This is a genomic window from Nocardia blacklockiae (assembly GCF_015477355.1).
In the GTDB taxonomy this organism is placed as follows: domain Bacteria; phylum Actinomycetota; class Actinomycetes; order Mycobacteriales; family Mycobacteriaceae; genus Nocardia; species Nocardia blacklockiae.
In genome coordinates this window covers 94,484-117,305 of the sequence record NZ_JADLRJ010000008.1, presented here as the reverse complement: position 1 = coordinate 117,305, position 22,822 = coordinate 94,484, and the positions used below count along the sequence as shown (strand labels likewise).

25 protein-coding genes are annotated in these 22,822 nt (G+C 71.0%); 14 read left to right on the top strand and 11 right to left on the bottom strand.

Annotated elements, in window-relative coordinates; genetic code table 11:
• Positions 1-41 precede the first annotated feature (41 nt).
• From IU476_RS23840 to IU476_RS23830, 3 genes are all read left to right on the top strand, one after another.
• On the top strand, positions 42-1,514 hold the full coding sequence (locus tag IU476_RS23840) for a lytic transglycosylase domain-containing protein (protein ID WP_195103589.1): 1,473 nt from the start codon (positions 42-44) through the stop codon (positions 1,512-1,514).
• Positions 1,515-1,638: 124 nt separating this feature from the next.
• Positions 1,639-2,487 carry a lytic transglycosylase domain-containing protein gene (locus IU476_RS23835; RefSeq protein WP_195103587.1) on the top strand — a complete coding sequence of 283 codons (849 nt, stop codon included), beginning with the start codon at positions 1,639-1,641 and terminating at the stop codon, positions 2,485-2,487.
• A 48-nt stretch (positions 2,488-2,535) separates the two neighbouring features.
• The gene (locus IU476_RS23830; RefSeq protein ID WP_195103585.1) at positions 2,536-3,672 is read left to right on the top strand and encodes an Mrp/NBP35 family ATP-binding protein; all 1,137 of its coding nucleotides are present in this window, start codon (positions 2,536-2,538) and stop codon (positions 3,670-3,672) included.
• A 30-nt stretch (positions 3,673-3,702) separates the two neighbouring features.
• On the opposite strand, the gene IU476_RS23825 is transcribed toward IU476_RS23830, so the two are convergent.
• Positions 3,703-4,632: a phosphotransferase family protein gene (locus tag IU476_RS23825; RefSeq protein WP_324194241.1), complete on the bottom strand. Its 930-nt coding sequence runs from the start codon at positions 4,630-4,632 to the stop codon at positions 3,703-3,705.
• On the bottom strand, positions 4,629-5,924 hold the full coding sequence (locus IU476_RS23820; protein WP_195103583.1) for an NsdA family TPR-like regulatory protein: 1,296 nt from the start codon (positions 5,922-5,924) through the stop codon (positions 4,629-4,631). Before IU476_RS23820 ends, IU476_RS23825 begins: the two co-directional genes overlap by 4 nt.
• Before the next feature lie 220 nt (positions 5,925-6,144).
• Here IU476_RS23820 and IU476_RS23815 point away from each other — a divergent pair, with 220 nt between their 5' ends.
• The 5 genes from IU476_RS23815 to IU476_RS23795 all read left to right on the top strand — a co-directional run bounded on the left by IU476_RS23815 (position 6,145) and on the right by IU476_RS23795 (position 9,071).
• Positions 6,145-6,333 carry a hypothetical protein gene (locus tag IU476_RS23815; RefSeq protein ID WP_195104028.1) on the top strand — a complete coding sequence of 63 codons (189 nt, stop codon included), beginning with the start codon at positions 6,145-6,147 and terminating at the stop codon, positions 6,331-6,333.
• 120 nt (positions 6,334-6,453) lie between these two features.
• Positions 6,454-7,272, top strand: a complete 819-nt coding sequence (locus IU476_RS37385) for a DivIVA domain-containing protein (RefSeq protein ID WP_438944056.1) — start codon at positions 6,454-6,456, stop codon at positions 7,270-7,272.
• The gene (locus tag IU476_RS23805; protein ID WP_195103581.1) at positions 7,269-7,844 is read left to right on the top strand and encodes a DNA-3-methyladenine glycosylase I; all 576 of its coding nucleotides are present in this window, start codon (positions 7,269-7,271) and stop codon (positions 7,842-7,844) included. Before IU476_RS37385 ends, IU476_RS23805 begins: the two co-directional genes overlap by 4 nt.
• 180 nt (positions 7,845-8,024) lie before the next feature.
• Complete coding sequence (locus IU476_RS23800) at positions 8,025-8,192, top strand: DUF3117 domain-containing protein (protein WP_019929283.1); 168 nt, start codon at positions 8,025-8,027, stop codon at positions 8,190-8,192.
• A gap of 15 nt (positions 8,193-8,207) precedes the next feature.
• A complete protein-coding gene (locus IU476_RS23795) occupies positions 8,208-9,071 on the top strand; it encodes a putative RNA methyltransferase (RefSeq protein WP_195103579.1) in 864 nt (287 codons plus the stop codon).
• Between the two features lie 10 nt (positions 9,072-9,081).
• Here IU476_RS23795 and glgA read toward each other — a convergent pair whose 3' ends face one another.
• Positions 9,082-10,239 carry a glycogen synthase gene (gene glgA, locus IU476_RS23790; RefSeq protein WP_195103962.1) on the bottom strand — a complete coding sequence of 386 codons (1,158 nt, stop codon included), beginning with the start codon at positions 10,237-10,239 and terminating at the stop codon, positions 9,082-9,084.
• A gap of 136 nt (positions 10,240-10,375) precedes the next feature.
• Between glgA and glgC the strand changes: the two genes are divergently transcribed.
• A complete protein-coding gene (glgC, locus tag IU476_RS23785; RefSeq protein WP_195103577.1) occupies positions 10,376-11,590 on the top strand; it encodes a glucose-1-phosphate adenylyltransferase in 1,215 nt (404 codons plus the stop codon).
• A 7-nt stretch (positions 11,591-11,597) separates the two neighbouring features.
• On the opposite strand, the gene IU476_RS23780 is transcribed toward glgC, so the two are convergent.
• The 6 genes from IU476_RS23780 to IU476_RS23755 all read right to left on the bottom strand — a co-directional run bounded on the left by IU476_RS23780 (position 11,598) and on the right by IU476_RS23755 (position 16,336).
• A complete protein-coding gene (locus IU476_RS23780) occupies positions 11,598-11,813 on the bottom strand; it encodes a hypothetical protein (protein WP_195103576.1) in 216 nt (71 codons plus the stop codon).
• Positions 11,814-11,915: 102 nt separating this feature from the next.
• The gene (locus IU476_RS23775) at positions 11,916-12,134 is read right to left on the bottom strand and encodes a hypothetical protein (RefSeq protein ID WP_195103575.1); all 219 of its coding nucleotides are present in this window, start codon (positions 12,132-12,134) and stop codon (positions 11,916-11,918) included.
• A gap of 153 nt (positions 12,135-12,287) precedes the next feature.
• Positions 12,288-13,949, bottom strand: a complete 1,662-nt coding sequence (locus IU476_RS23770) for an ABC transporter permease (RefSeq protein WP_195103574.1) — start codon at positions 13,947-13,949, stop codon at positions 12,288-12,290.
• Positions 13,946-14,887: an ABC transporter ATP-binding protein gene (locus IU476_RS23765; RefSeq protein ID WP_195103573.1), complete on the bottom strand. Its 942-nt coding sequence runs from the start codon at positions 14,885-14,887 to the stop codon at positions 13,946-13,948. Before IU476_RS23765 ends, IU476_RS23770 begins: the two co-directional genes overlap by 4 nt.
• A 25-nt stretch (positions 14,888-14,912) precedes the next feature.
• Positions 14,913-15,566: a TetR/AcrR family transcriptional regulator gene (locus tag IU476_RS23760; RefSeq protein WP_195103572.1), complete on the bottom strand. Its 654-nt coding sequence runs from the start codon at positions 15,564-15,566 to the stop codon at positions 14,913-14,915.
• Positions 15,567-15,697: 131 nt separating this feature from the next.
• The gene (locus tag IU476_RS23755; RefSeq protein WP_324194271.1) at positions 15,698-16,336 is read right to left on the bottom strand and encodes an O-methyltransferase; all 639 of its coding nucleotides are present in this window, start codon (positions 16,334-16,336) and stop codon (positions 15,698-15,700) included.
• A gap of 403 nt (positions 16,337-16,739) precedes the next feature.
• On the opposite strand from IU476_RS23755, the gene sigE reads away from it, so the two are divergent.
• The 5 genes from sigE (at position 16,740) to IU476_RS23730 (ending at position 20,888) form a co-directional block, all read left to right on the top strand.
• Positions 16,740-17,381 carry an RNA polymerase sigma factor SigE gene (gene sigE / locus IU476_RS23750; protein WP_228824239.1) on the top strand — a complete coding sequence of 214 codons (642 nt, stop codon included), beginning with the start codon at positions 16,740-16,742 and terminating at the stop codon, positions 17,379-17,381.
• A 22-nt stretch (positions 17,382-17,403) separates the two neighbouring features.
• Positions 17,404-17,856, top strand: a complete 453-nt coding sequence (locus IU476_RS23745; protein WP_228824201.1) for a hypothetical protein — start codon at positions 17,404-17,406, stop codon at positions 17,854-17,856.
• Positions 17,857-17,866: 10 nt separating this feature from the next.
• Positions 17,867-19,456, top strand: coding sequence for a S1C family serine protease (locus tag IU476_RS23740; protein ID WP_195103561.1), 1,590 nt, complete (start codon positions 17,867-17,869; stop codon positions 19,454-19,456).
• A 12-nt stretch (positions 19,457-19,468) separates the two neighbouring features.
• Positions 19,469-19,900, top strand: coding sequence for a Sec-independent protein translocase protein TatB (gene tatB / locus IU476_RS23735; protein WP_195103558.1), 432 nt, complete (start codon positions 19,469-19,471; stop codon positions 19,898-19,900).
• Between the two features lie 151 nt (positions 19,901-20,051).
• Complete coding sequence (locus tag IU476_RS23730) at positions 20,052-20,888, top strand: hypothetical protein (protein WP_195103555.1); 837 nt, start codon at positions 20,052-20,054, stop codon at positions 20,886-20,888.
• Positions 20,889-20,928: 40 nt separating this feature from the next.
• Here the strand turns inward: IU476_RS23730 and IU476_RS23725 are convergent, their stop codons facing one another.
• Both IU476_RS23725 and folP read right to left on the bottom strand, forming a co-directional pair.
• The gene (locus tag IU476_RS23725) at positions 20,929-21,888 is read right to left on the bottom strand and encodes a glucosyl-3-phosphoglycerate synthase (protein ID WP_195103554.1); all 960 of its coding nucleotides are present in this window, start codon (positions 21,886-21,888) and stop codon (positions 20,929-20,931) included.
• The gene (folP, locus tag IU476_RS23720; RefSeq protein ID WP_195103551.1) at positions 21,885-22,763 is read right to left on the bottom strand and encodes a dihydropteroate synthase; all 879 of its coding nucleotides are present in this window, start codon (positions 22,761-22,763) and stop codon (positions 21,885-21,887) included. Before folP ends, IU476_RS23725 begins: the two co-directional genes overlap by 4 nt.
• Between the last annotated feature and the right edge of the window lie 59 nt (positions 22,764-22,822).

Here is a 22,822-nt window from a genome sequence, read left to right as displayed (position 1 = left end):
CGGGGCGGTCACCGAATGGCTACGAGGGGATTGGTGTGCCGATGCGAATATCTGGTCCGATTACCGTGTCGGCGCTGGTGGTAGCGGGTTTGATGGCCTCGGGCTCGACGGCGTACACGCCGGTCCGCACCAGCGCGCCCAAATCGCCGGACGCACAACTGACCGCCGCCACGTCGTCGACGGATACGCAGACCGCGGCGGCCGACCAAACGGCCGGCCTGGTCCCGGCCGCACCCGAACCGCCGCGCAAGCTGCGCGCGATGAGCCCGCCCGCCGACGGGGCCGCGCCCTTCGCCGGCACCGTGCCGCTGCGCGACATCGCCCTGCCCGGCGGTGGGGCCCTGGGCATTCCGGAGATCGTGCTGGCCGCCTACCGCAACGCCGAGCTGGCGATGCAGTCCTCGGCGCCGAACTGCGGGATCAGCTGGCACCTGCTGGCCGGTATCGGCCGCATCGAATCGGGTCACGCCCGCAACGGCCACACCGACGCCGCGGGCACCACGATCGGCGCCATCTACGGCCCGGCGCTGGACGGCACGCTGCCCGGCAACGAGGTCATCAAGGCCGCCGACGGCGGATACGTGCGGGCCGTCGGCCCGATGCAGTTCCTTCCCGGCACCTGGGCGCACTACTCCGCCGACGGCAACGGCGACGGCGTGGCCGACCCGAACAACGTCTTCGACGCCACGCTCGGCGCCGCCAAGTACCTCTGCTCGGGCGGGCTGGACCTGCGCGACCCGCAGCAGGAACTGCGTTCGGTGCTGCGCTACAACAACTCCCTGGCCTACGCGGCCAACGTGCTCAGCTGGTCCAACGCCTACAAGACCGGCGGCACGCCGACCCAGGTGAACATCTCGCCCGACCTGATCCCGCCGGGCGCCATGCAGGCGCCGACCGGTCCGGAGATGGTCGCGGTCAACAACACCCTCCCGGCCGGGCCCCCGCCGGAGACGGCCGCCACCACGGTCGAGCCGCCGAGCCAGGTGCAGGTCCGCCCGCAGACCCAGCCGCAGACCCAGGTGATGATCAATATCCCGGGCCTGCCGCCGATTCCGTGCGGCATCTTCTGCCCGCCGCCCCCGCCGCAGCCGTGCGATCCGGCGGTGGCGGTCCCGGCGCCGATGCCCGAGGCCCTGAAGCCGGGCGACCCGGTCCAGCGGCAGTGGGCGCCGGGCGATCCGGGCAGTCCCGCCGACGCGCAGAGCCCGGTGCCGGGCGCCGCGCCGCCCGGCGCCGCGCCGCGGGATCCGAACACACCGGCGGGATGCGCCGCGCCCCAGGCACAGTCGGCCCCGGGGCAACCCGCACCCGCACAGCCACCGGCGCAACCCCCGGCCCCCGAGGCGGCGGCACCGGAGCAGCAACAGGCCGAGGAAGCCACCAAGACACCGGAACCCGGCCCGGCCGAACAAGCCGCCCCGGCCCCGCAGGCCGCGCCCGCGCCGGCCGCGCCGGGCATCACGCTGCCGTTCGGCATCACGATCCCGTTGCCCGCCCCCGCTCCGGCGCCATAACCAGTGGTCCGCGGACGAAACGGAAAGACGGTCACGAAGCAGTAACGAAAAGGTCTCGGATGCGGTAATCTGATCTCGTTGTGTCACGAAAAGCTCACAACGAGCATTGGAGGGCCACCGCACCGTGGGACGTCACCGCAAACAGCCGGCTAGAAATGTTGGCCGCGGATCCGTTATCGCCTTGACCGGACTCGTCCCCGCAGGGGTCGTCGCCGTGAGCGCGGCGTCGGCCGCGGAGGTGAACACCGCCGAACACGCCACTCTGTCCGCGCTGCAACAGGATCCGAGCGCCGCGGAGCCGGCCGCCGAGCCCGCCGTGGTGCCCGACACCGACGGGTTCCTCCGGGCCGCAAAGCATCCCGGCCCGCCGGTCGTGAAAACCGTTGCGCAGCCGAGCGGCCGGGCACCGGCCTCGCTGCCGGCCGGTCCGCTCGGGCTGCCGGGCATCGCGCAGGCGGCCTACCGGAACGCCGAACGCGTACTGGCGCAGGAGAATCCGAACTGCCACATGCCGTGGTCGCTGCTGGCCGGCATCGGCCAGGTGGAGTCGCACCACGCCTACGGCAAGGCGGACGAGAAGGGCTACCCGCTCGACCCGATCTACGGCCCGGTGCTCGACGGCAGCCTCGGCGGCAACCAGGTCGTGCGCGCCACCGACGGCGAACTCGACGGCGGCATGTCCTCCTACACCCGCGCCGTCGGGCCGATGCAGTTCCTGCCCGAGACCTGGCGCAAGTTCGCGGGCGACGGCGACGGCGACGGCATCTCCGATCCGCAGAACCTGTTCGACGCGGCCCTCACCGCGGGCAAGTACCTGTGCGACCGCGGGCTGGACATGAACGACCTGTCCCAGCAGTCGCGGGCCATCATGCGCTACAACAACTCGATGGCCTACGTGGCCAACGTGATGGCGTGGGAGGTGGCCTACCGCACCGGCGTGGCGCCGCAGCCCGGCCAGCTGCCCCGGATCTGAGCCGCCGCCGTCGTCGGGCCCGCGGGGGCCGTCGCTAGACTCGGCGTCATGCCAGTGGTTACGGAATCGGATGTGCGGGGCGCCCTCGCGAAAGTGAACGACCCGGAGATCCGCAAACCGATCACCGAGCTGGGCATGGTGAAGAGCGTCGCGGTCGGCGCCGACAGCAGCGTCCACGTCGAGATCTATCTGACGACGGCGGCCTGCCCGCTGCGCACCACGCTGACCGAATCGGTGACCAAGGCGGTCGCCGACGTCCCCGGTGTCGGCGGCGTGTCCGTCGATCTCGACGTGATGAACGACGAGCAGCGCACCGAACTGCGCAAGAAGCTGCGCGGCGATTCGGCCGAGCCGGTGATCCCGTTCGCCCAGCCCGGCTCGCTGACCCGGGTGTACGCGGTGGCGTCCGGCAAGGGCGGCGTCGGGAAGTCCAGCGTGACGGTCAATCTGGCGGCCGCGATGGCCGCGCGGGGGCTGTCGGTCGGTGTGCTCGACGCCGACATCTACGGCCACTCGGTGCCGCGCATGCTGGGCACCGACCAGCGGCCCACCCAGGTCGAGCGGATGATCATGCCGCCGGTCGCGCACGACGTGAAGGTCATCTCGATCGCCATGTTCACCCAGGGCAACACGCCCGTGGTGTGGCGCGGGCCGATGCTGCACCGGGCGCTGCAGCAGTTCCTCGCCGACGTGTTCTGGGGAGACCTGGACATCCTGCTGCTCGATCTGCCGCCGGGCACCGGCGACGTGGCCATCTCCATCGCGCAGCTGATCCCCAACGCCGAGATCCTGGTGGTCACCACGCCGCAGGCGGCCGCCGCCGAGGTGGCCGAGCGCGCGGGCGCGATCGCCCTGCAGACCCGCCAGCGCATCGCGGGCGTGGTGGAGAACATGTCGTGGCTGGATCTGCCCGACGGTTCTCGCATGGAGCTCTACGGCTCCGGCGGCGGACAGTCCGTCGCGGACCGCCTCACCCGCGCCGTCGGCGCCGACGTCCCCCTGCTGGGCCAGATCCCGCTCACCCAGGAACTGCGCGAGGCCGGCGACGAGGGCACCCCCATCGTCCTGCGCAACCCCGACGACGCCGCCGCCAAGGTCCTCAACGAGATCGCCGACAAGCTCGCGGTCCGCCGCCGCGGCCTGGCGGGCCTGTCCTTGGGCATCGACACCACCCGCCACCTGTAAGAACCGCCCGCCGGAGGGTGGGGTTCAGGGCTACAGAATGTTCCAGGTGAGGGGGATGCCGTTGCGCAATCCTTCGATGCGGCGCAGTACTTCTCGGGCGCTCGCGGAGCCCGGGGCCGATTTGTAGGCGTTGGTGGTGATCATGCGGAGTTCGCGGAGGTCGCGCAGCCAGGTGAAGCCGGACCAGTCGCGGATGTCGAAGCCGTAGTCGCGGCAGAAGCCGTCGAATTCGCCGGGGTGGTGGGCGAAGCGGCGGCAGTGCACCTCGATGGTCACCAGGTCCCATTCCGGCTGACCGATCGCCACGCTCTCCCAGTCGCACAGCACGCCGCGATCGGAGGTGTTGTCCCACAGCGTGTTCCGATGGTGGGCGTCGCCGTGGATGAGGCCCTGGGCCAGCACGTAGGCGATCTTGTCGCGGCAGGCGGCCAGCCGGTTGCGCTCGGCGCGCAGCAGGCGGCGATCGCTGGGCGGCAGGATCGTATTGGCGTCGATGGCGCGGGCGATGCGGGCGAAGGTGTCGGCGAGGTGGTGGGTGGGCAGCCACTGCGCGGGGCGGGTGCGCAGGCCGTGCAGCCGGGCCAGCGGACCGGCCAGGTCGGCGGCGACGATCTCGCGCTGCTGCGGCAGATAGCGCCAGAAGGTGACGGCGCACCCGTCGATCTCGATCGGCTGCACCGCGCCGGCGAGCGGCACGGCCGGCACGTCGCGGGTGCGCAGCCAGCGCACCAGCGACACCACGTCCACCGGCGCCGCCGCGCCGCTGGGCCGGTCGATCTTCACCACCACCGGCTCGCTCGCCAGCCGGTACACGGCATTGGTGTGATGGCGCAGCAGCTCGGCCCCGCTCGGATCGAAACCGCTTCCGCGACAGGCGCGTTCGAGAATCCAGCGGGTGCGCTGCGCGGTGAACCCCGCGGTGCCGCGCCGGTCGCGCGCCGCCTCGGCCGCCGTGATCACCGCGGTCCTCCCGGGCCCGCGGCGACCAGCCGGCGCAATTCGTCGACCACCCGGCGGTCGCGTCCCGGCTCGGGGATCGCCTCGACCACCGCCGCGGCGCGGGTCGTCACGATCGTGGTGCGATGCTCCGGCGGGAGCGTGGTGAGCACCCGCACGGCCAGCGCGCAGGCCTCGTCGACGGCGCCGTCGAGGGCGTGGCAGACCGCCGCGTCGAGTTCGAGCAGCGCCGGGTCCACCACCACGCCGGGACTGTCGCGGTAGAGCCGCAGCCCGCGTTCCTGGGCGCGCCGGGCGGCGGCGGTGCGGCCCAGATTCGTCAGGGTGCCGGATTGGTAGAGCAGCAGGCGCTTCTCGCTGAACCGGAAGGCCTCGTCGGTGACGGCGTCGCCGAGTTCGTCGATCTGCTGCCGGGCCCGGGTGAGGGCGAGATCGGCGCCGTCGGCGTCGCCGAGACGGGCCAGTGCGCGCGCCTCCGCGGCCGCGGCCAGCGCGGTCGCGTCGTCGGCGATCTCGGGTAGCTGCGCCTGTGCGGCGCGGGCCAGCAGCACCGCCTGTTCGGGGCGGCCGTAGTAGTAGGGCAGCATCGCGTGCTGGGCGCGCACCCGGGCGCGCAGCCGCCGGTTCCCGGTGTCGTCGGCGGCGAGCCGGGCGGTGCCGTACCAGTAGTCGGCGCGCTCGATCTGGCCGAGTTTCATCAGCGCGTCGGCGATCAGCAGACCGAGCACCGCGGTGATCTCCGACAGCCGGGCCTGGATGGCCGCCGGCTGGCGCTGCGTCGAAATCGACTGCACCTCCAGCAGATCCGGCAACACTGTGGACAACACCGCCGACGGCGCCGTGCGGGTGTAGGCGAGCATCCGGCCCGCGGCGCGCTCCTCCATCAGTTCCACCATGGCGGTGCCGACGGTGCCCGCGGCGAGGGTTCGATCGATCACCAGCCGGGCGTCGTCGAGCCGCGAGAGCAGGGCGACATCGGAATTGGGCGCGGGCACGCCGCCCACCGCCACGGCCGCGGCGCGGCGCGCGGGCAGGCGGCGCGAGCCGAGCGCCTGCTCGCCCTCGGCCAGTATCTGCTCGAACCGCTCGCGCACCTCGGCGCCGACCTGCACCAGCAGCGTGTCCAGCAACTCCTGGGTGAGCGGACGCGGGGTGACCGCGCTCAGCCCGGAGCGCCAGTTGGCCACCGTCGTCATCTCCACCCCGAGGTGAGCGGCGAACTCCCGCACGGATTTCCGGGTCGCCTCTTGCAATGCGACGGCCTCGAATCCGGTCCAGGGCCGACCCAACACCATTGTTAACTCCCTGTTTCGCACCCGTGTGCCAACAGTAAGCCAACACCAACACCAACGCTGCGCGATTTCGCAACGGACCGAATACGGCGAAAGTTGAAGGCGCACCCGGTGCCGCAGCGATAAATCCTTCGCAATTCGACGCAGAAACCGAGGGCGGCGATCCTGAGACCTTCGGTGACGCGGCGCCGGGTGCACCCGCACCACCCCGGAGGTACCACCGATGCACGCACCACCCTCGGATACTCGCGACATGTGGTTGATGGCCAGTCGCCACTGCTCCCACGAGCCCGTCGACCTGACCTACGACCGGGCCCGGTTCATCCTCACCGTGCACGCCGGGCACGGCGGCAGCTGCCGGCAGTATCTGGCCGCGGCCGCCTACTGCTTCCGGCGCACCGGGGAAAGGTGAACGGGCGGTTGATGTTTCGCGTGTGCCGGACCGGTCTCGGGGAAGCGGGCCGGCACACGGGGACGGCACGCGGCGTCGGGGGCGTCGAACCTGTCACGGGTGGCACATATCCTCGTCCCTATGCTCACGCTGCTGTTGTACGTGCTGATCGTCGGTCTGGTGGCCGCGCTGCTGTTCCTGGTCGCCGCCGCCGTGTTCGGACGGGGCGAGGAACTTGGCCCGCTGCCCGAGGGCACCACGGCCACCGTGCTCCCCGCCACCGCGATCCACGGCAGCGACGTGCGCTCGCTGCGCTTCCAGCAGGTGTTCCGCGGCTACAAGGCCGGTGAGGTCGACTGGGCCCTCACCCGGCTGGCCGCCCGCATCGACGAACTCGAACACCAGCTGGCCGAGGCGCGCGGAGACGCCCCCGCGCCCCACCCGCCCACCGGCTCGTTCACCGCGCCGCAGCCCCACCCCGGTCTCCCTTCCAACGGCACCGCGGCCCCGGCATCGCCGCACTACGAGCAGCCAGGCTCCGCCGGATCCACGCCGACCCGATACGACCAGTCGGGCGGCAATAACACCCAGCCACCCGGATACGACCAGTCGAGTGGCAACAGCACCCAGTCACCCGGATACGACCAGTCGAGCGGCAACAGCACCCAGCCACCCGGCTACAACCAGCCGGGCGGCAACAGCGCCCAGTCACCCGGCTACGGTCACCCGGGCAGTAGCGCACACGCGAGCGGATATGGGCAGCCCACGAGTCCGGAACCCACACCGCCGAGCGGATACGCGCAGTCGAACCCGTTCACCAGCCCGCCGACCGCTCATCCGGCCGCCTGGGACGCGTCGACCGGGTCGGCACCGGAGGACGGTTCGCAGGCGCCGGTGACACCGCAGGTGCAGCCGCCCCCTCCCCCTGCCGGGCCGCAGTCCGAGCGGGGAGCGCAGTGAGCGCCGCGCCGGTCGAGGTCTCCGACGGCAGGGTGCGGTGCGGGTGGGCGGAGTCGTCGCAGCTGTACCGGGATTACCACGATCAGGAGTGGGGGCGGGAGCTGCACGGCGACGATGCCCTGTTCGAACGGATGTGCCTGGAGGCGTTCCAGTCGGGGCTGTCGTGGATCACCATCCTGCGCAAGCGGCCGGCCTTCCGCGCGGCGTTCGACGGGTTCGCCATCGACCGGGTGGCCCGCTACACCGAGGCCGACGCCGCCCGCCTGCTGTCCGATCCCGGCATTGTGCGCAATCGCGCCAAAATCGAGGCCTGCATCGCCAACGCCAAGGTTGCTCGGGACCTCTCCCCCGGCCTGGACGAGCTGCTGTGGTCGTTCGCCCCGGCCGCCCGCCCGCGCCCGCACCGGCTCGCCGACGTGCCCGCCGTCACACCCGAATCGGTTGCTCTCGCAAAGGAACTCAAACGGCGCGGATTCCGTTTCGTGGGACCCACGACGGCTTACGCATTGATGCAGGCGACCGGAATGGTGAATGATCATCTGGCCGATTGCTGGGTCGATGTGCGCGGTTGAACACGCGCCACGGCGGTCGGTTTTGGAACTCAGGTACCCGCCCAGTTCCGTGATGAGGAAGAATAGGCGTGGTGTAGCCCCTCGAGCGCGGCGCGGCCGTGCGCGTGGGCTACCGGTTGGTGACAACACGAGTTCCAAGAAAGTGCGCAGCAGACCGCGCGGATCTGGAGGGAGCAGAGGATGGCGGCCATGAAGCCCCGCACCGGGGACGGTCCCCTCGAGGCAACCAAGGAAGGGCGTGGAATCGTCATGCGGGTTCCACTCGAGGGTGGCGGGCGTCTGGTCGTCGAGCTCACGCCGGAAGAGGCCGCGGCCCTCGGCAAAGAGCTCACCGAAGTCACCAGCTGACCGCCCGTTCGATCCATGCCGGTGAACCCGGCGCGAGCGGACATCGCCTCGCCGCTCGCCGCGATCGCGCGGTTACTGGCCTGCCCCGAGTGCGGAGCGGCCACGGCCGTGCGCGACCGCTCGCTGTGGTGTGCCCGGGGGCATGCCTTCGACCTGGCCCGCCAGGGCTATGTCAGCCTGCTGACCGGTGCGTCGACCAAGATGACCGGCGACACCGCCGACATGCTGGACGCCCGGGCCGCCTTCCAGAGCGCCCGGCATTTCGCGCCGATCGCCGACGCGGCGACGGCGGCACTGACCTCCGCCCCGGTGCGTTCGATTCTGGAGATCGGCGCGGGGACCGGCTACTACCTCGCCGCGGCCCTGGACGCCGCGCCGCACGCGCACGGCATCGCGCTGGATGTGTCCAAGCCCGCCGCCCGGCGAGCCGCTCGCGCCCACCCGCGGGCGGCGTCGGTGCTGGCCGACGCCTGGCGCGGCCTGCCCGTCCGGGACGACACGCTGAGCCACGTCCTGTCGGTGTTCGCGCCGCGCAACCCGGACGAGGTGGCCCGGGTCCTCGCCCCCGACGGCTTGTTCGTCGTCGTCACCCCGACGCCCCGGCACCTGTCGGAGTTGATCACCCCGCTGGACATGGTGGCCGTGGACACTGCCAAGGACGCGCGCCTCGCCGAGTCCCTGTCCGGCCGCTTCGACCGCCTCGGCAGTGACCTCGTCGAGTACCCCATGACACTCGCCCGCCCCGACATCACGAACGTCGTGGCCATGGGCCCCTCCGCCCACCACGCCGCCGGCCGACGAGCGGCCCGCATCGCGGCCCTGCCGGAAACCGTCGAGGTCACCGCCTCGGTCACGGTGGCCCGCTACCGCCCGCGCTGAGGCCCGGCCGTCAGCCCTTGCGGATGCGGTCGTAGAGCCGGACGGTCCGCTCGGCGACCTGGGCCCAGTCGAATTCGGCGATGGCGCGGGCCCGGCCGGCGGCGCCCAGGGAGTCGGCGTAGTGCCGGTCGCCGGCGATCGCGTTGACCGATCGCGCCAGCGCGGATTCGAACTCGCCCGGGTTCTCGCCGTCGAAGTGGACCAGGCGGCCGGTGCTGCCGTCGGCGACGACCTCCGGGATCCCGCCGACGTCCGAGGCCACCACCGCCGTGCCGCAGGCCATCGCCTCGAGGTTCACGATGCCCAGCGGCTCGTACACCGACGGGCAGACGAAAACCGTTGCGGCGGCGAGGATCTGGCGCACCTGCTCGGTGGGCAGCATCTCCCGCACCCAGAACACGCCGCCGCGGCGGCGCGCCAGCTCGGCGACCGCCGCCGACACCTCGGCCTCCAGCTGCGGGGTGTCGGGCGCGCCCGCGCACAGCACCAGCTGGATGTCGGGATCGAAGTCGCGAGCGGCGGCCAGCAGATGCGCCACGCCCTTCTGCCGGGTGATGCGGCCGACGAACGCGGCGATCGGCGCGTCGGTGCGCACCCCGAGTTCGGCCAGCACGTCGCGGGCGCCGTCGATGGGCCCACCGGGGCACCAGGCCTGCGCGTCGATGCCGTTGTGCACCACGTGCACCCGGTCGGGGTCGATGGTCGGGTAGGCGTCGAGGACGTCGCGGCGCATGCCCTCGCTGACCGCGATGACCGCGTCGGCGTACTCCATCGCGTTGCGCTCCGACCACGACGACAGCCGGTAACCACCGCCCAGCTGCTCGGCCTTCCACGGCCGGCGCGGCTCGAGCGAGTGCGCGGTGAGCACGTGCGGGATCCCGTACAGCGTGGCGGCCAGGTGCCCGGCCAGGCCGGTGTACCAGGTGTGCGAGTGCACCACGTCCACGCCGCCGACGGCGTCGGCCATCCGCAGCTGCGCCGACATCATCTGCAACGCCGAGTTGGCCGCGTACAGCATGGGGTCGGGCTGATGCACCACGGCATCCGCGCGCGACACACCCATGCAGTGCACGGTCACCTCGGCCAGCCGGCGTAGTCGCGGCACCAGATGGGTGACATGCACCCCCGCTCCGCCGTACACCTCCGGCGGATACTCCCGAGTCAGCATCGCGACCTGAAGCCGGCCTCGCTCCCGCGATTCGGTCGGCTCGCACCCGTCCTCCGCGCCGAAACTCACCGGTCCAACCTAATCGTTCACCTTCGTGCTCACCACTCCTCCGACGCGGCGGCGGTAAGTTGGCCTTGTGAGGAGCCAGCCGCACGTACTCGGGATCGTGCTAGCCGGTGGTGAGGGCAAGCGACTCTTCCCCCTCACCAAGGACCGCGCCAAGCCCGCGGTCCCGTTCGGGGGCGCCTACCGGCTCATCGACTTCGTCCTGTCCAACCTGGTCAACGCCGGATTCCTGCGGCTGTGCGTACTCACCCAGTACAAGTCGCACTCGCTGGACCGGCACATCTCGCAGACCTGGCGATTATCGGGTTTCGGCGGTGAGTACATCACCCCGGTGCCGGCCCAGCAGCGCCTGGGCCCGCGCTGGTACACCGGCAGCGCGGACGCGATCATGCAGTCGCTGAACCTGATCTACGACGAGGACCCGGACTACATCGTGGTGTTCGGCGCCGACCACGTGTACCGGATGGATCCCGAGCAGATGGTGGCCCACCACATCGACACCGGCGCGGGCGTGACGGTGGCCGGCATCCGGGTGCCGCGCAGCGAGGCCGGGGCGTTCGGCTGTATCGACTCCGACGAGTCCGGCCGGATCACCCAGTTCCTGGAGAAGCCGGTGCATCCGCCGGGCACCCCCGACGACCCGAACGTGACCTTCGCGTCGATGGGCAACTACGTGTTCAGCACCAAGGTGCTCGTCGACGCGATCCGCGCCGACTCCGACAACGCCGACTCCGACCACGACATGGGCGGCGACATCATCCCGTCGTTGGTCGCCGCGGGCGAGGCGGGCGTGTACGACTTCGCGCGCAACGACGTGCCCGGCTCCACCGACCGCGACCGCGGCTACTGGCGCGACGTCGGCACCATCGACGCGTTCTACGACGCGCACATGGACCTGGTGTCGGTGCACCCGATCTTCAATCTCTACAACCGGCACTGGCCGATTCGGGGCGCGGCGGAGAACCTGCCGCCGGCCAAGTTCGCGCAGGGCGGGCTGGCGCAGGAGTCGATCGTCGGTGCCGGGAGCATCCTGTCGGCGGCGACGGTGCGCAATTCGGTGTTGTCGTCCAACGTGTTCGTCGAGGACGGCGCCACCGTGGAGGGCAGCGTGCTGATGCCCGGCGTGCGGGTCGGGCGGGGCGCGGTGGTGCGCCGCGCGATTCTGGACAAGAACGTGATGGTCGGCGAAGGCGAGATCATCGGCGTCGACATGGACCGCGATCGCGAACGGTTCGCGGTCAGCAACGGCGGCGTGGTGACCGTCGGCAAGGGCGTGTGGGTCTAGCCCGAACTCAGCGGGCCGGCACCGCCGCGGGCGTGGCCGTGCAGAAGGGATCGCAGGGGCCGTGCGTGATCGGCGGCTGTTTGGCCGGATCGTTGTAGTCGCTGCCGGTGACCAGCAACAGCACGAGCAGGGCCACGAAAACCAGGAAGCCGAGCATCACCACGGCCAGCACCAGCCAGCTGCGCGGCGCGACCTCGATGAGCACTGCGCGTTGGAAAACCACCCACGCCTCCCCGGTTGCGAAACACTTGCTCCCTCAATCATATCGGCGATCGCCGCCGGCGTGCACCCCGAGTCGTGCGGGCGAGGGTCGGCGGGCGACGGGTCAATGTGGTTGGGCGGGAACCCCGGTCGCAGTGCAGAAGGGGGCGCACGTGCCGTGCGTCGTCGTGGGCGGCGAGTGCTGATCGTCGAAGTCGCTGTCGCTGACGATCAGCAGCACCACGACCGCGACGACCACCACCAGCCCGAAGATCAGGGCGGCCGGGAACACCCAGCCGTGCGGCAGATAGTGCTCCACCAGATGCGCGAATTCCTCGACCATCGCGCGTCACCTCCCGCCGTGCGCGTAACCGGCTGCGCGCCAGGGTAACCGAGCGCGGCCTCCGGAACGCCTTCTTCCCCGATATGCCCGGCCGGCCGCCCGTCAATCACCGAACGCCCCTCGGCGCACCGAGAGGCGTTCGGGGACAGCGTCTCAGCGCAGGTCGCGCGAGCGGAAGCCGAGCAGTCCCACCGCCAGCAGGACGGCCGCGAGGACCAGCAGGATCAGCACGGGAGCCGCCTCGAAGGAACCGCCCGGCAGCTTGGGCAGGTGACTGTAGGGCGTCAGGTCCAGAACCCATTGCGGCATACCGGAGATGGAGCCGAGGAAGAACAGCGCCACTCCGGCGGTGAACACGCCCCACGCCACCGGCGCCCAGCGCGGCAGCAGCCCGAACAGCACCACCGCGGCGCCCACGAACACCCACACCGCCGGCAGCTGCACCAGCGCGACGCCGAGCACGCGCGGCAGCTTCGCGCCGACGTCACCGGCGGCGGCGCCGTAGGTGAGGCCGCCGACCACGCCCGAGACCAGCAGCACCACCACCGGTCCGAGCAGCGCGTACACCAGATGCGATGCGGCCCAGCGGGTTCGGGCGACGGCGCCGGTGAGCACCGTCTCCGTGTGCTGGGCGGCCTCCTCGGTGTGCAGGCGCAGCGCCGCCGAGATCGCGTAGGCGGAGGCCGCCATGCCGAGCATGGTGTAGGCGGTCGTCAGGAACGCGTCCTCCAGCGCGCCGCTGCCGCCCAGCCGCCCGATGATGTCGTTCACCGCGTCGCTGGTGCCCAGTTCGTCGCCGATGCCGTGCACCACGCTGCCGATCACCAGACCGTAGAGCGCCAGCCCGACGGTCCACGCCACCAGCGTGCCGCGCTGCAACCGCCACGCCAGCCCGAACGGTCCGGCCAGCGCGGGCCCGGCGGCGGGCGCGCCGAGCCGTTCGGCGATCAGCCCGGCTCCCAGGTCGCGCCGCCGCAGCAGCGCGTAGGCCGCCCCGATCAGCACGGCCGCGGCCGCCACGTGCAGCAGCAGGATCGGGAAGTGGTTGCCCGCCAATGCCCGCACCTGGATCGACCAGCCCTGCGGCGACAGCCAGACCAGCGGGTTGGTGGGCCCGTCTCCGGCGCGGGCGTCACCGATGGCGCGCAGCGTGTAGGTCACCGCCAGCACCACGAAGGCGAGACCGCGGGTGGTGCGGGCGTTGGCGCTCAGCTGCGCGGTGACCGCGGCGACGGCGGCGAACACGAGCCCCGACCCGGCCAGCGCGAGCCCGAAGGCCAGCGCGTCGGCGCCGGCGACACCGGCGCCCATGATGCTCGCCGTCGCCAGCAGTCCCGCGACGACCGACCCGCCGGAGGTGAGCAGCAGCGCGGCGGTCAGCCCGGCGTAGCGCCCGACCTGGGTCGAGGCCAGCAGCTCACCGCGGCCGGTCTCCTCCTCGGCGCGGGTGTGCCGGATGACCGTCAGGATCGTCGCGATCCCGATGAGCGTGAAGAACATTCCGGCCTTCCACAACCCGACGGCCGCCGCGGAGGTGGTGTCGTAGACCGGGCCGTACATGGCCAGCTGCGCCGGGCTGGACAGAATCGTGCGCGCGAAACTCGCCAGCTGCTCGGGCGTGGAGTACACCGATTCGGTGCTCTTGATGTAGGTACTGCCCAGCGGCAGCGACAGCAGCAGCACCCACAGCGGCAGCACGATCCGGTCGCGCCGCAGATACAGCCGCAGCAGTTGCAGTGTCCCGGTGAAATCCGAAGCGCCGCGGTCGGATTCGGCGAATCCGTAGTGCGGTCGGGTGGCGGTGGCGGTGGTCATTTCGTCGCCTCCGCGTAGCCGCGGGCGGACGAGCCGGCGGCGGCCGGGTCGTCGCCGGCGAGCGAATAGTGGCGCAGGAACAGCTCTTCCAGCGTCGGCGGCTGGCTGACCAGGCTGCGCACGCCGGCGTCGCCGAGCACCCGGATCAGCTCGCCCAGGTGTTCGCTGTCGACCTGGCAGCGCAGCGTGTGCTCCTCGACGCTGATGTCCTCGACGCCCGGGATGCGGCCGAGATCGCCCGGGTCGCCGAGCATTTCGGCGGTGATCGAGGTGCGGCTGAGGTGCCGCAGGTCGCTGAGCGTGCCGCTCTCCACGGTCCGCCCGGAGCGGATGATGGTGACCCGCTCGCAGAGCGTCTCCACCTCGGACAGGATGTGGCTGGACAGCAGCACGGTCACCCCGCGCTCGGTCGCCTCGCGCACACATTCCCGGAACACCTGCTCCATCAACGGATCCAGGCCCGAGGTGGGCTCGTCGAGCATGAGCAGGTTCGCGTTCGAGGAGAACGCGGACACCAGCGCGACCTTCTGCCGGTTGCCCTTCGAGTAGGTGCGGGCCTTCTTGCGCGGATCCAGTTCGAACCGCTCGATCAGCTCCGCGCGCCGGTCCGGGTCCAGGCCGCCGCGCATCCGCGCCAGCAGGTCGATGGTCTCGCCGCCGGACAACGACGGCCAGAGCGTGACATCGCCTGGCACATAGGCGATTTCGTGATGCAGGCCGACCGCGTCGACCCACGGGTCGCGGTCCAGGACGCGGACCTCGCCGGAGGTGCGGGTCAGAATGCCCAGCAGGATGCGAATGGTGGTGGACTTCCCGGCGCCGTTGGGGCCGAGGAAGCCGTGCACCTCGCCCTCGGCGACCTCCAGGTCGAGTCCGTCCAGTGCGTGTACCTGTCCGAAATGCTTGTGCAGATCCCGGACGACGATTGCCGATGACATCGAATCTCCTCGAGAGACGAGTGGGTTACCGATCGGCGAGCAGGGTGTCCAGCAGCGTCGAATCGGTGAAAAGACCGTGTGTATTGACTTCGACCGCCGGCAGCATCATCTGGTCGGCGTACTCGCGCAGTGCTTTTCGGTAGTCGAGCGTGCCACTGTGGCGCGCGGCGTACAGCTGGAGGAAGAAGAAGAACCCGCCGCCGTTCTGGGTGGCCAGGAAGCGGGCGGTCGCCTTCAAATCCAGTGGCTTGCGCAATGTTCCGGCTTCGATCCCGACGACGAGATACGCCTCGACGTCGGAGATCATCTGCTCGAACATGGTGACCATGAGCGGCCCGCCGGCCTGGAAGCTCCGCATCAGATAGGCGATGTGCGGTGCGTACTCCTCGATCTCGGCGAGCGCCTGCAGCGTCGCGTTCGGCGTGGGGTGCTGCACGTACTCCGTCTTCGCCGCCCGGATGATCGAGCGGACATGTTCGTCGCACGCTTCCCGCAGCCCGTCCTTGGAACCGAAATGGTGATTGACGAGCCCGGGTGACACTCCCGCGGCCTTGGCGATCGCTCGAACTCCGACCCCGAATCCCTCCTCGCCGAAGACGGCGATGGCGGCATCCCGGATGCGGGCGCGAGTGCTCAGATCCGCGGCGGATCCTTCCGGTACGGCTGCTCCCTTAAACACATGTTCAATATACTAAACACTCGTTCAATCCGCACGCAAGGGGCTGCCGGACAATGTTTTTCGGTGTGTCGTCGGCGCAGGTCGGGGCGCCGGAAACGGTCGACGACCGGGCGGATCGAGCCGAGCGGAGGCTAGCCGCGCGAGGCGCAGAGCAGGCCGTCGCCGACCGGGATCAGGACGCTGGTCAGCTCGGGATCCTCGGCGACGGCACGGGTGGCCGCGCGCACCGCCTGCGTCGCGGGGTCGCGCTGGGTGGTGTCGGGCACGCGACCGCCGAGCAGCGCGTTGTGCAGCAGGATCGCCCCGCCCTCGCGCAGTAACCGCACGCCCTGCTCGACGTACTGCGGGTGCTCGAGCGGCGCGGCGTCGATGAACACCAGGTCGTAGGCGCCGTCGGCGAGGCGCGGCAGCACGTCCAGGGCGCGGCCGTTGATCAGCCGGGTGCGGGCCGGCGGGATGTCGGCGGTGCGGAAGGCGTCGCGCGCGGCCCGCTGGTGCTCGGGCTCGGAGTCGATGGTGGTGAGCGTGCCGTCCTCGCGCATGCCGTCGAGCAGCCACAGCCCGCTGATCCCGGCGCCGGTGCCGACCTCGACCACCGCGCGCGCGGCCAGCATCTGGGCGTACATACTCAGCAGCGCGCCGACCGAGGGCGGCACCGGCAGGGCGCCCAGCTCGGTGGCCCGCTCGCGCGCGGCCAGCAGGATCTCGTCCTCGGCGACGGATTCCTCCACGTAGGCGAGGTTGCGCTGCGCGGTCGCTGCCGCAGGTATGAGGCTCACGCGTATGAGGCTAACGGCGAAACCCGCCCGACGTCGCGATCGACGAGGCGCGCGGGTGACGTTCCCGCGCCACCGCGCGACAATTTTTCTCAGGTGTCCCTCAGCATCCCCACACCAGCGGCACATCGGGAACCGACAGAGTAAGGACAACGCAAAGGCCGACCGACCGCCGGACGGCCCCGGGAACAACCGGGCGCATGCCTTCGGTTGTACCCGGTACGTGACGGGTGGGCCACCGCCCGCCGAGGCGCCGGCCCGGTCCCGAGTAGGAGGTAACCCTATCCACATGGTCGATGCGGCGCGTGAGTACGCCACTCTGCCCGAGTCGAGCCTGCCGAACACCGGCGGCTCGGCTGAATACCCACTGCCCGCGGCGGACAGCGGCAACCCCGCGATGTCCGACGCCCTCGTCGCCGAAACCGCCGCGCTGTCCGAGCCGGACGCCGAGGCCGACGACCCGCTGACCGGCACCGCGGCCTTCGACGCCACCGGTGACCGGACGATGATGCCGTCCTGGGACGAACTGGTCCGCGAGCACGCCGACCGGGTGTACCGGCTGGCCTACCGCCTGACCGGCGACCCGCAGGACGCCGAGGACCTGACCCAGGAGACCTTCATCCGGGTCTTCCGCTCGCTGTCGAACTACCAGCCCGGCACCTTCGAGGGCTGGCTGCACCGCATCACGACCAACCTCTTCCTGGACATGGTGCGCCGCCGCAACCGGATCCGGATGGAGGCGCTGCCCGACGACTACGACCGGGTGCCCTCCGAGGGCCCCGATCCCGAGCAGGTGTACCACGACGCCAACCTCGACCCGGATTTGCAGTCCGCGCTGGACTCGCTGGCTCCGGAGTTCCGCGCGGCCGTGGTGCTGTGCGATATCGAGGGCCTGTCCTACGAGGAGATCGGCGCGACGCTCGGCGTGAAACTGGGCACCGTGCGCAGCCGGATCCACCGTGGACGCCAGGCACTGCGGGAGTACCTTGCGCATAATGGATCTCGACAGCGGTTCGCCGCTGACGAGAAAGTCGGGTAGTTCGTCGGAAGGGTGAGCACGTATGAGTGGCGAGGACGCCGCGACAGGCCGCGACTCCGGCGCGGCGACGGGCCGGGGTGAACCCGCCCGATCCGGACGTCCGCACCGCTTCGCTCCCACCGAGCACCTGGCGAGCGAGGCCATCGCCGCCTATGTCGACGGCGAGCTACGCATGAACGCCTACCTGCGCGCCGCCGAACATCTCGCCAAGTGCGGCGAGTGCGCGGCCGAGGTGGATGCCCAGCAACAGGCGCGCATCGCGCTGCGTCAGGCGGCGCAGCGGCAGATCGCCGCGCCGGGAAATCTGCACGACACCCTGAGCCGAATTCCCTTGGCGAATCTCGCCGACCGCATGGACGACATGACCCGCGGTGCGAGTTTTCTAGGGCTGCGGGCGGATTCGTTCCGTTTCGTCTCCACCGATCGTGAGTTCTCTTCGGAGAGCAGGCGGTGGACCGGATGGTGGCGCAAGTAGAGTTCGACGAGTGACCACCGAATCGACGAACACCGGATCACAGCCCGAACAGCCCGGCGCGTCGGCGAGAGACGCTGTGTCGGATTCGGCGGCCGAACGGGGGAACCTGAGGCCGCCGGACGCGCCCGTGCTGGGACCGCGGCCGGTCTTCCGGCCCGACATCGATAAGCACACCGCGCGCGCGTTCCGGCGTCCCGCGGGTCAATCCGGATCGTTCTCCGCGCAACCGCCCACCGCGCCCGGCGCGCCCCGGCACGACGGCCCGGAACTGGTGAACCGCCCGCCCGACGCGGTGCTGGCCGAGGCGTTCGGCCGCCCCGCGGGCTCCGCCGAACTGCTCCAGCGCGATCCCGACGCGGTCGAGGATCGCGGCCCGGTGGCCGGACCGGCCGATCCGTGGCGCGATCCGGAAGCCGCCGCCCGACTGGGCGCGCCCGCCATCGACACTCCGCGCGCCGCGCCGCTGCCGCCGGCCACCCAGCTCAGCGCTCGCGAGGTGCTGTTCGGGAAGAAGGTCGCGCCTGCGGCGCTGGCGATCCTGGCGGTCGTCGCGCTGGCGATCGGGCTGGTCGGCGGGCTGGTGGGCCGGTTCGCCGGCGACTCCACCGCGGCGCTCACCTCGCGCAAGGTCACCTTGCAGCAGGAGAGCGCCTCGGACAAGCCGCACGGCCAGGTCGCCAAGGTGGCCGACGCGGTGCTGCCGGCGGTGGTCCAGATCCGGGAGACCGTGGGCGACAACGGCGCGCTCGGCTCGGGCGTGGTCATCGACGGCTCCGGCTACATCGTCACCAACAATCACGTGGTCTCGATGGTCGGTCTGGACAAGTCCGGGCGCGGCAAGATCCAGGTCACCTTCTCCGACGGCACCAAGGCCCCGGCCCGGATCGTCGGCCGCGACCCGAAGACCGATCTCGCGGTGCTCAAGGTCGACGTCAAGAACCTGACCGTGGCCCGGCTGGGCAAGTCCGGCGATGTCCAGGTGGGTGACGACGTGCTCGCGATCGGCTCGCCGCTGGGCCTGACCAAGACCGTCACCTCCGGCATCGTCAGTGCCCTGAACCGGCCGATGGCCGAGCCCACCGAGCCCGGCGACGACACCGCGGGCGCGTTCGACGCCGTGCAGACCGACGCCGCGATCAACCACGGCAACTCCGGCGGCGCGCTGGTCGACAGCGAGGGCCGGCTGATCGGCATCAACACCGCCATCCGCAGCGAGAGCGGCGGGTCGGTCGGCCTGGGCTTCGCGATTCCGGTGGATCTCGTGCAGCGCGTCGCGCAGACGCTGATCCGCGACGGCAAGGTGGCCCACCCGTGGCTGGGCGTCAGCGCCAAGACCAAGACGGTGGAGAACGACGCGATGAGCGGCGCCGCGGTCGCCGACGTGACGGGCGGCAGCCCCGCGGCCAAGGCCGGCATCGTCGAGGGCGACGTGATCGTGCGGGTCGCGGGCCGCGAGGTGACCGAGCCGGCCGAACTCACCGTGGCCGTGCAGTCCCGGCAGATCGGCGAGACGGTCACCTTCCAGGTCATCCGCGACGGCCGCCAGGTCGATGTTCCGGTGACGCTGGAATCCGACGAGAACGCTCCCAAGCAACCTTAGTAGCCTGGTCCTATGTTCAATATCGGCTGGCCCGAGATGGTGATCCTGGTGGTCGCCGCTTTGGTGATCCTCGGGCCGGAGCGGCTGCCGGGTGCGATCCGCTGGACCGCGCAGAGCCTGCGGCAGGTGCGCGATTACGCCAGTGGCGCAACCGGGCAGCTGCGCAGCGAGCTGGGACCGGAGTTCGACGAGCTCCGCAAGCCGCTGCAGGAACTCAACGAACTGCGCCGGCCGCTGGAGCAGTTCCGCGGCATGACGCCCCGGGCGGCGGTGACGAAACACCTGTTGAACGGCGATGATTCACTGTTCACCGGAAACTTCGACAAACCGACCAGTATTGCCAATGGCTCGGACTATTCGCCGCCCGAACCGTATTCGCCGCCGGCCCCGCCGAAACCGCTGGCGCGCAACGAGAAGCCGCCGATCGATTTCGATGCCACCTGACGAAAATCCCGGAATTCGTCGGTGACCACGGACTATTCCGATCGTCAGGTACTGCCGATCGGAACTTTTGTCCGTAATTCCACCGCAGGCCGGAGCGTTTTCGTCAACCGGCCTAGACGCATACCGCTGTCGAGCTATCTAGACTGCGCACATGTCGGCCGATGAGGTGGCACGGGTGTTCGCGATCGAGGACAAGGTCGAGCGCCTCAAGGCTGCCACCGATGGGGTCGCCCAGGCCCAACAGACCATCAACGAGCTCACCCGGATCCGGCGAGCCGTGATCCGCGAATTGCATGCCGAAGGGTGGACCTTCGCCAGAATCGGTGCCGCGGCGGGGCTTTCACGCGCGCGCATCCATCAGGTCAGTACGCAGGGTCCGGTTCCGGAGGGGCTGTTCTTCGGGCACGGGCCGCTGACCATCCTCACCCCGGACGTGCGCAGCACGACGCGGACCGCGCCGCTGGTGGGCGCGCCCGACGCCGCGGCGCCGCACCGGCTGGTGGAACTGTTGCGCGAGTTGGGATTCGCCGCGAACGTCGAGCGGTTCCTGCCGGGCCGTCCGCTGGATCTGGACCGCGACGGGCTGATCGTGCTGGGCGGTCCGGAGCTGTCGCCGAGCCTGCGCTATCTCGCCGCCGCCGATCCGCGGCTGCGGCGCACGGTGGCGCGGGCCGGGCGGGTGCGCCGCGGGATCGAGGACCGCGCCGCCCGCCGGGTCTACCGGCCGGGCGGCACCGAACCCTACGACATCGCGTATCTGGCCCGCCTGCCCCGCCCCGACGGCCGCGGCACGGTGCTGGTGGTCGACGGGCTGCATCCGCCCGGCTCGCTGGGCGCCATCCGCCTGCTCGCCACCCGCCTGGCCACCCTGCACGAGCGCGCCGGCCTGCACCCGTTCTCGGCCGTGGTCGGCGTCCGCTACGACCGCAACACCGGCGAGCCGCTGGAGGCCGACCTGCTCACGCCGATCTACCGGCACGAAAGGTGAAGCGGCGCACTACCTTCCGTCAGGTAGTGCGCCGCGACCCTCAGGCCGCCACCTCCGCCGGGCGCAGGGTGTTCATCGGGGGACGGTCGTCCAGCGACACTTCCGTGGACAGCGCCGTGAATTCGCCGCCGACGAGCGGGAATTGGGTGAGCGCGGCGCCGGAGTCGCGAATTCCGCTGCGGCCCAGCACCGTTCCCAGGATCTGGCGGCTCATCACGCCCAGGTCCGACAGCGGGCGGTTGCGGTGGGTGCGCACGCCCAGGTTCACCTGGCCAATGGCGGACAGGCCCAGCAGGTCGTAAGTGTCGAGCAGCAAACCGATTTCGACGCCGTAGCCGGGGGCGAACGGGACGGCGGTGAGCAGTTCGCGGGTGCCCGCGTACTCGCCGCCCAAGGGCTGCAACACCTGCGCGAGATCGGGCCGCAGCGCCGACAGCAGCGGACGGGCCACCAGCTCGGTCACCCGGCCGCCGCCGTTGTGGTCGACCGAATCGCCCTGCCGCAGCGGACGGCGGTAGTAGGCCTTCACCAGGTGCATGCCGTCGACCATCAGCAGCGGGCCCAGCAGGCGGGGCACGAAGGCGGGATCGGGATCGATGAGATCGGAGTCGACGAAGGCGATCAGGTCGCCGGTGGTGGCGGCCAGCGAGCGCCACAGCACCTCGCCCTTGCCCGGCACCGGATCCAGTTCCGGGACGGCCTGTTCCCGCGAGACCACCTGCGCGCCCGCGGCGCGGGCCCGCTCGGCGGTGGCGTCGGTGGACCCGGAGTCGAGCACCACCAGCTCGTCGACCAGCGTGCCGAGCAGCGGCCGGATGCTGGCGACCACCTCGGCGACGGTCCGCTCCTCGTTCAGTGCGGGCAGTACCACCGAGACGGTGCGGCCCTGTTTGGCGGCGACCAGTTCGTCGACCGTCCACTCCGGGCTGTCCCACGTGTTGGTGAGCGCCCAGTCCGTTGTGTTGTCGGATTGGATGACCAGTTCGGGGTTGGTTGTCATACCAGACCTCGCAGAGTTCGTGCCGGGGGCCGGATGCCCTGGATTGCCGCGATCATGTCCACCACCCGCCGGGTTGCGGCGACCTCGTGGACTCGAAAGACCCGGGCGCCGGCCGCCGCCGCCCATGCGGTTGCTGCCAATGTGCCCTCCAATCGCTCGGAAAGGCCGACACCAAGAGTCTCCCCGATGAAATCCTTGTTGCTCAGCGCCATCAAGACCGGCCACCCGGTGTTTACAAGAACGTCCGATGCCCGCAACAGTGCGAGCCCGTGGTAAGTGTTCTTGCCGAAATCATGGGTCGGATCGATCAGAATCGAGCGCGGGTCGACCCCCGCCGCCGCGGCGTTCTCGGCGGACCGCACGAGCGTGTCGGTCACCTCCGCCACCACGTCGGCGTAGCGCACCCGGTGCGGGCGGGTGCGCGGTCGCGCCCCGCCGGTGTGGCTGCACACGATTCCGGCGTCCAGTTCCGCGGCCACGCCGACCAGATCCGGGTCGGCGCCCGCCCAGGTGTCGTTGATGAGGTCGGCGCCCGCGCCCACCGCCGCCCGCGCCACCTCGGCGCGCCAGGTGTCGATGCTGATCAGCAGGTCCGGGTAGCGCTCGCGGATGGCGGCCACGAACGGCACCACCCGCCGCGCCTCGGCCGCGGCGTCCACCTCGTCGCCGGGGCCCGCCTTCACCCCGCCGATGTCGACCAGATCCGCACCCTCGTCGACGGCCCGGGCCACCGCCGCCATCGCGGCCTCGTCGGAGAAGGTGGCGCCGCGGTCGTAGAACGAGTCGGGGGTGCGATTGACGATCGCCATCACCAGCGCCCGGTCCGTTGCCACCGGTTTCCCGCACAAGGTGGACAACGGCGGCGTCGAACTCATGCCCACGACTGTACCGACCCCTGTCGCAGCGCCCGGCAAACGTCCCGCGCACGGGGGTC

What these genes read in the sequence shown, in the direction of transcription:
- IU476_RS23730 (WP_195103555.1), top strand. Translation starts at nt 20,052, where the DNA reads ATGTCGGCCGATGAGGTGGCACGGGTGTTCGCGATCGAGGACAAGGTC.
- glgA (WP_195103962.1), bottom strand. Translation starts at nt 10,239, where the DNA reads ATGCTGACTCGGGAGTATCCGCCGGAGGTGTACGGCGGAGCGGGGGTG.
- IU476_RS23815 (WP_195104028.1), top strand. Translation starts at nt 6,145, where the DNA reads ATGCACGCACCACCCTCGGATACTCGCGACATGTGGTTGATGGCCAGT.
- IU476_RS23795 (WP_195103579.1), top strand. Translation starts at nt 8,208, where the DNA reads ATGCCGGTGAACCCGGCGCGAGCGGACATCGCCTCGCCGCTCGCCGCG.
- IU476_RS23765 (WP_195103573.1), bottom strand. Translation starts at nt 14,887, where the DNA reads ATGTCATCGGCAATCGTCGTCCGGGATCTGCACAAGCATTTCGGACAG.
- folP (WP_195103551.1), bottom strand. Translation starts at nt 22,763, where the DNA reads ATGAGTTCGACGCCGCCGTTGTCCACCTTGTGCGGGAAACCGGTGGCA.
- IU476_RS23820 (WP_195103583.1), bottom strand. Translation starts at nt 5,924, where the DNA reads ATGGTGTTGGGTCGGCCCTGGACCGGATTCGAGGCCGTCGCATTGCAA.
- IU476_RS23770 (WP_195103574.1), bottom strand. Translation starts at nt 13,949, where the DNA reads ATGACCACCGCCACCGCCACCCGACCGCACTACGGATTCGCCGAATCC.
- tatB (WP_195103558.1), top strand. Translation starts at nt 19,469, where the DNA reads ATGTTCAATATCGGCTGGCCCGAGATGGTGATCCTGGTGGTCGCCGCT.
- IU476_RS23725 (WP_195103554.1), bottom strand. Translation starts at nt 21,888, where the DNA reads ATGACAACCAACCCCGAACTGGTCATCCAATCCGACAACACAACGGAC.
- IU476_RS23830 (WP_195103585.1), top strand. Translation starts at nt 2,536, where the DNA reads ATGCCAGTGGTTACGGAATCGGATGTGCGGGGCGCCCTCGCGAAAGTG.
- IU476_RS37385 (WP_438944056.1), top strand. Translation starts at nt 6,454, where the DNA reads ATGCTCACGCTGCTGTTGTACGTGCTGATCGTCGGTCTGGTGGCCGCG.
- IU476_RS23775 (WP_195103575.1), bottom strand. Translation starts at nt 12,134, where the DNA reads ATGGTCGAGGAATTCGCGCATCTGGTGGAGCACTATCTGCCGCACGGC.
- IU476_RS23840 (WP_195103589.1), top strand. Translation starts at nt 42, where the DNA reads ATGCGAATATCTGGTCCGATTACCGTGTCGGCGCTGGTGGTAGCGGGT.
- IU476_RS23745 (WP_228824201.1), top strand. Translation starts at nt 17,404, where the DNA reads ATGAGTGGCGAGGACGCCGCGACAGGCCGCGACTCCGGCGCGGCGACG.
- sigE (WP_228824239.1), top strand. Translation starts at nt 16,740, where the DNA reads ATGTCCGACGCCCTCGTCGCCGAAACCGCCGCGCTGTCCGAGCCGGAC.
- IU476_RS23800 (WP_019929283.1), top strand. Translation starts at nt 8,025, where the DNA reads ATGGCGGCCATGAAGCCCCGCACCGGGGACGGTCCCCTCGAGGCAACC.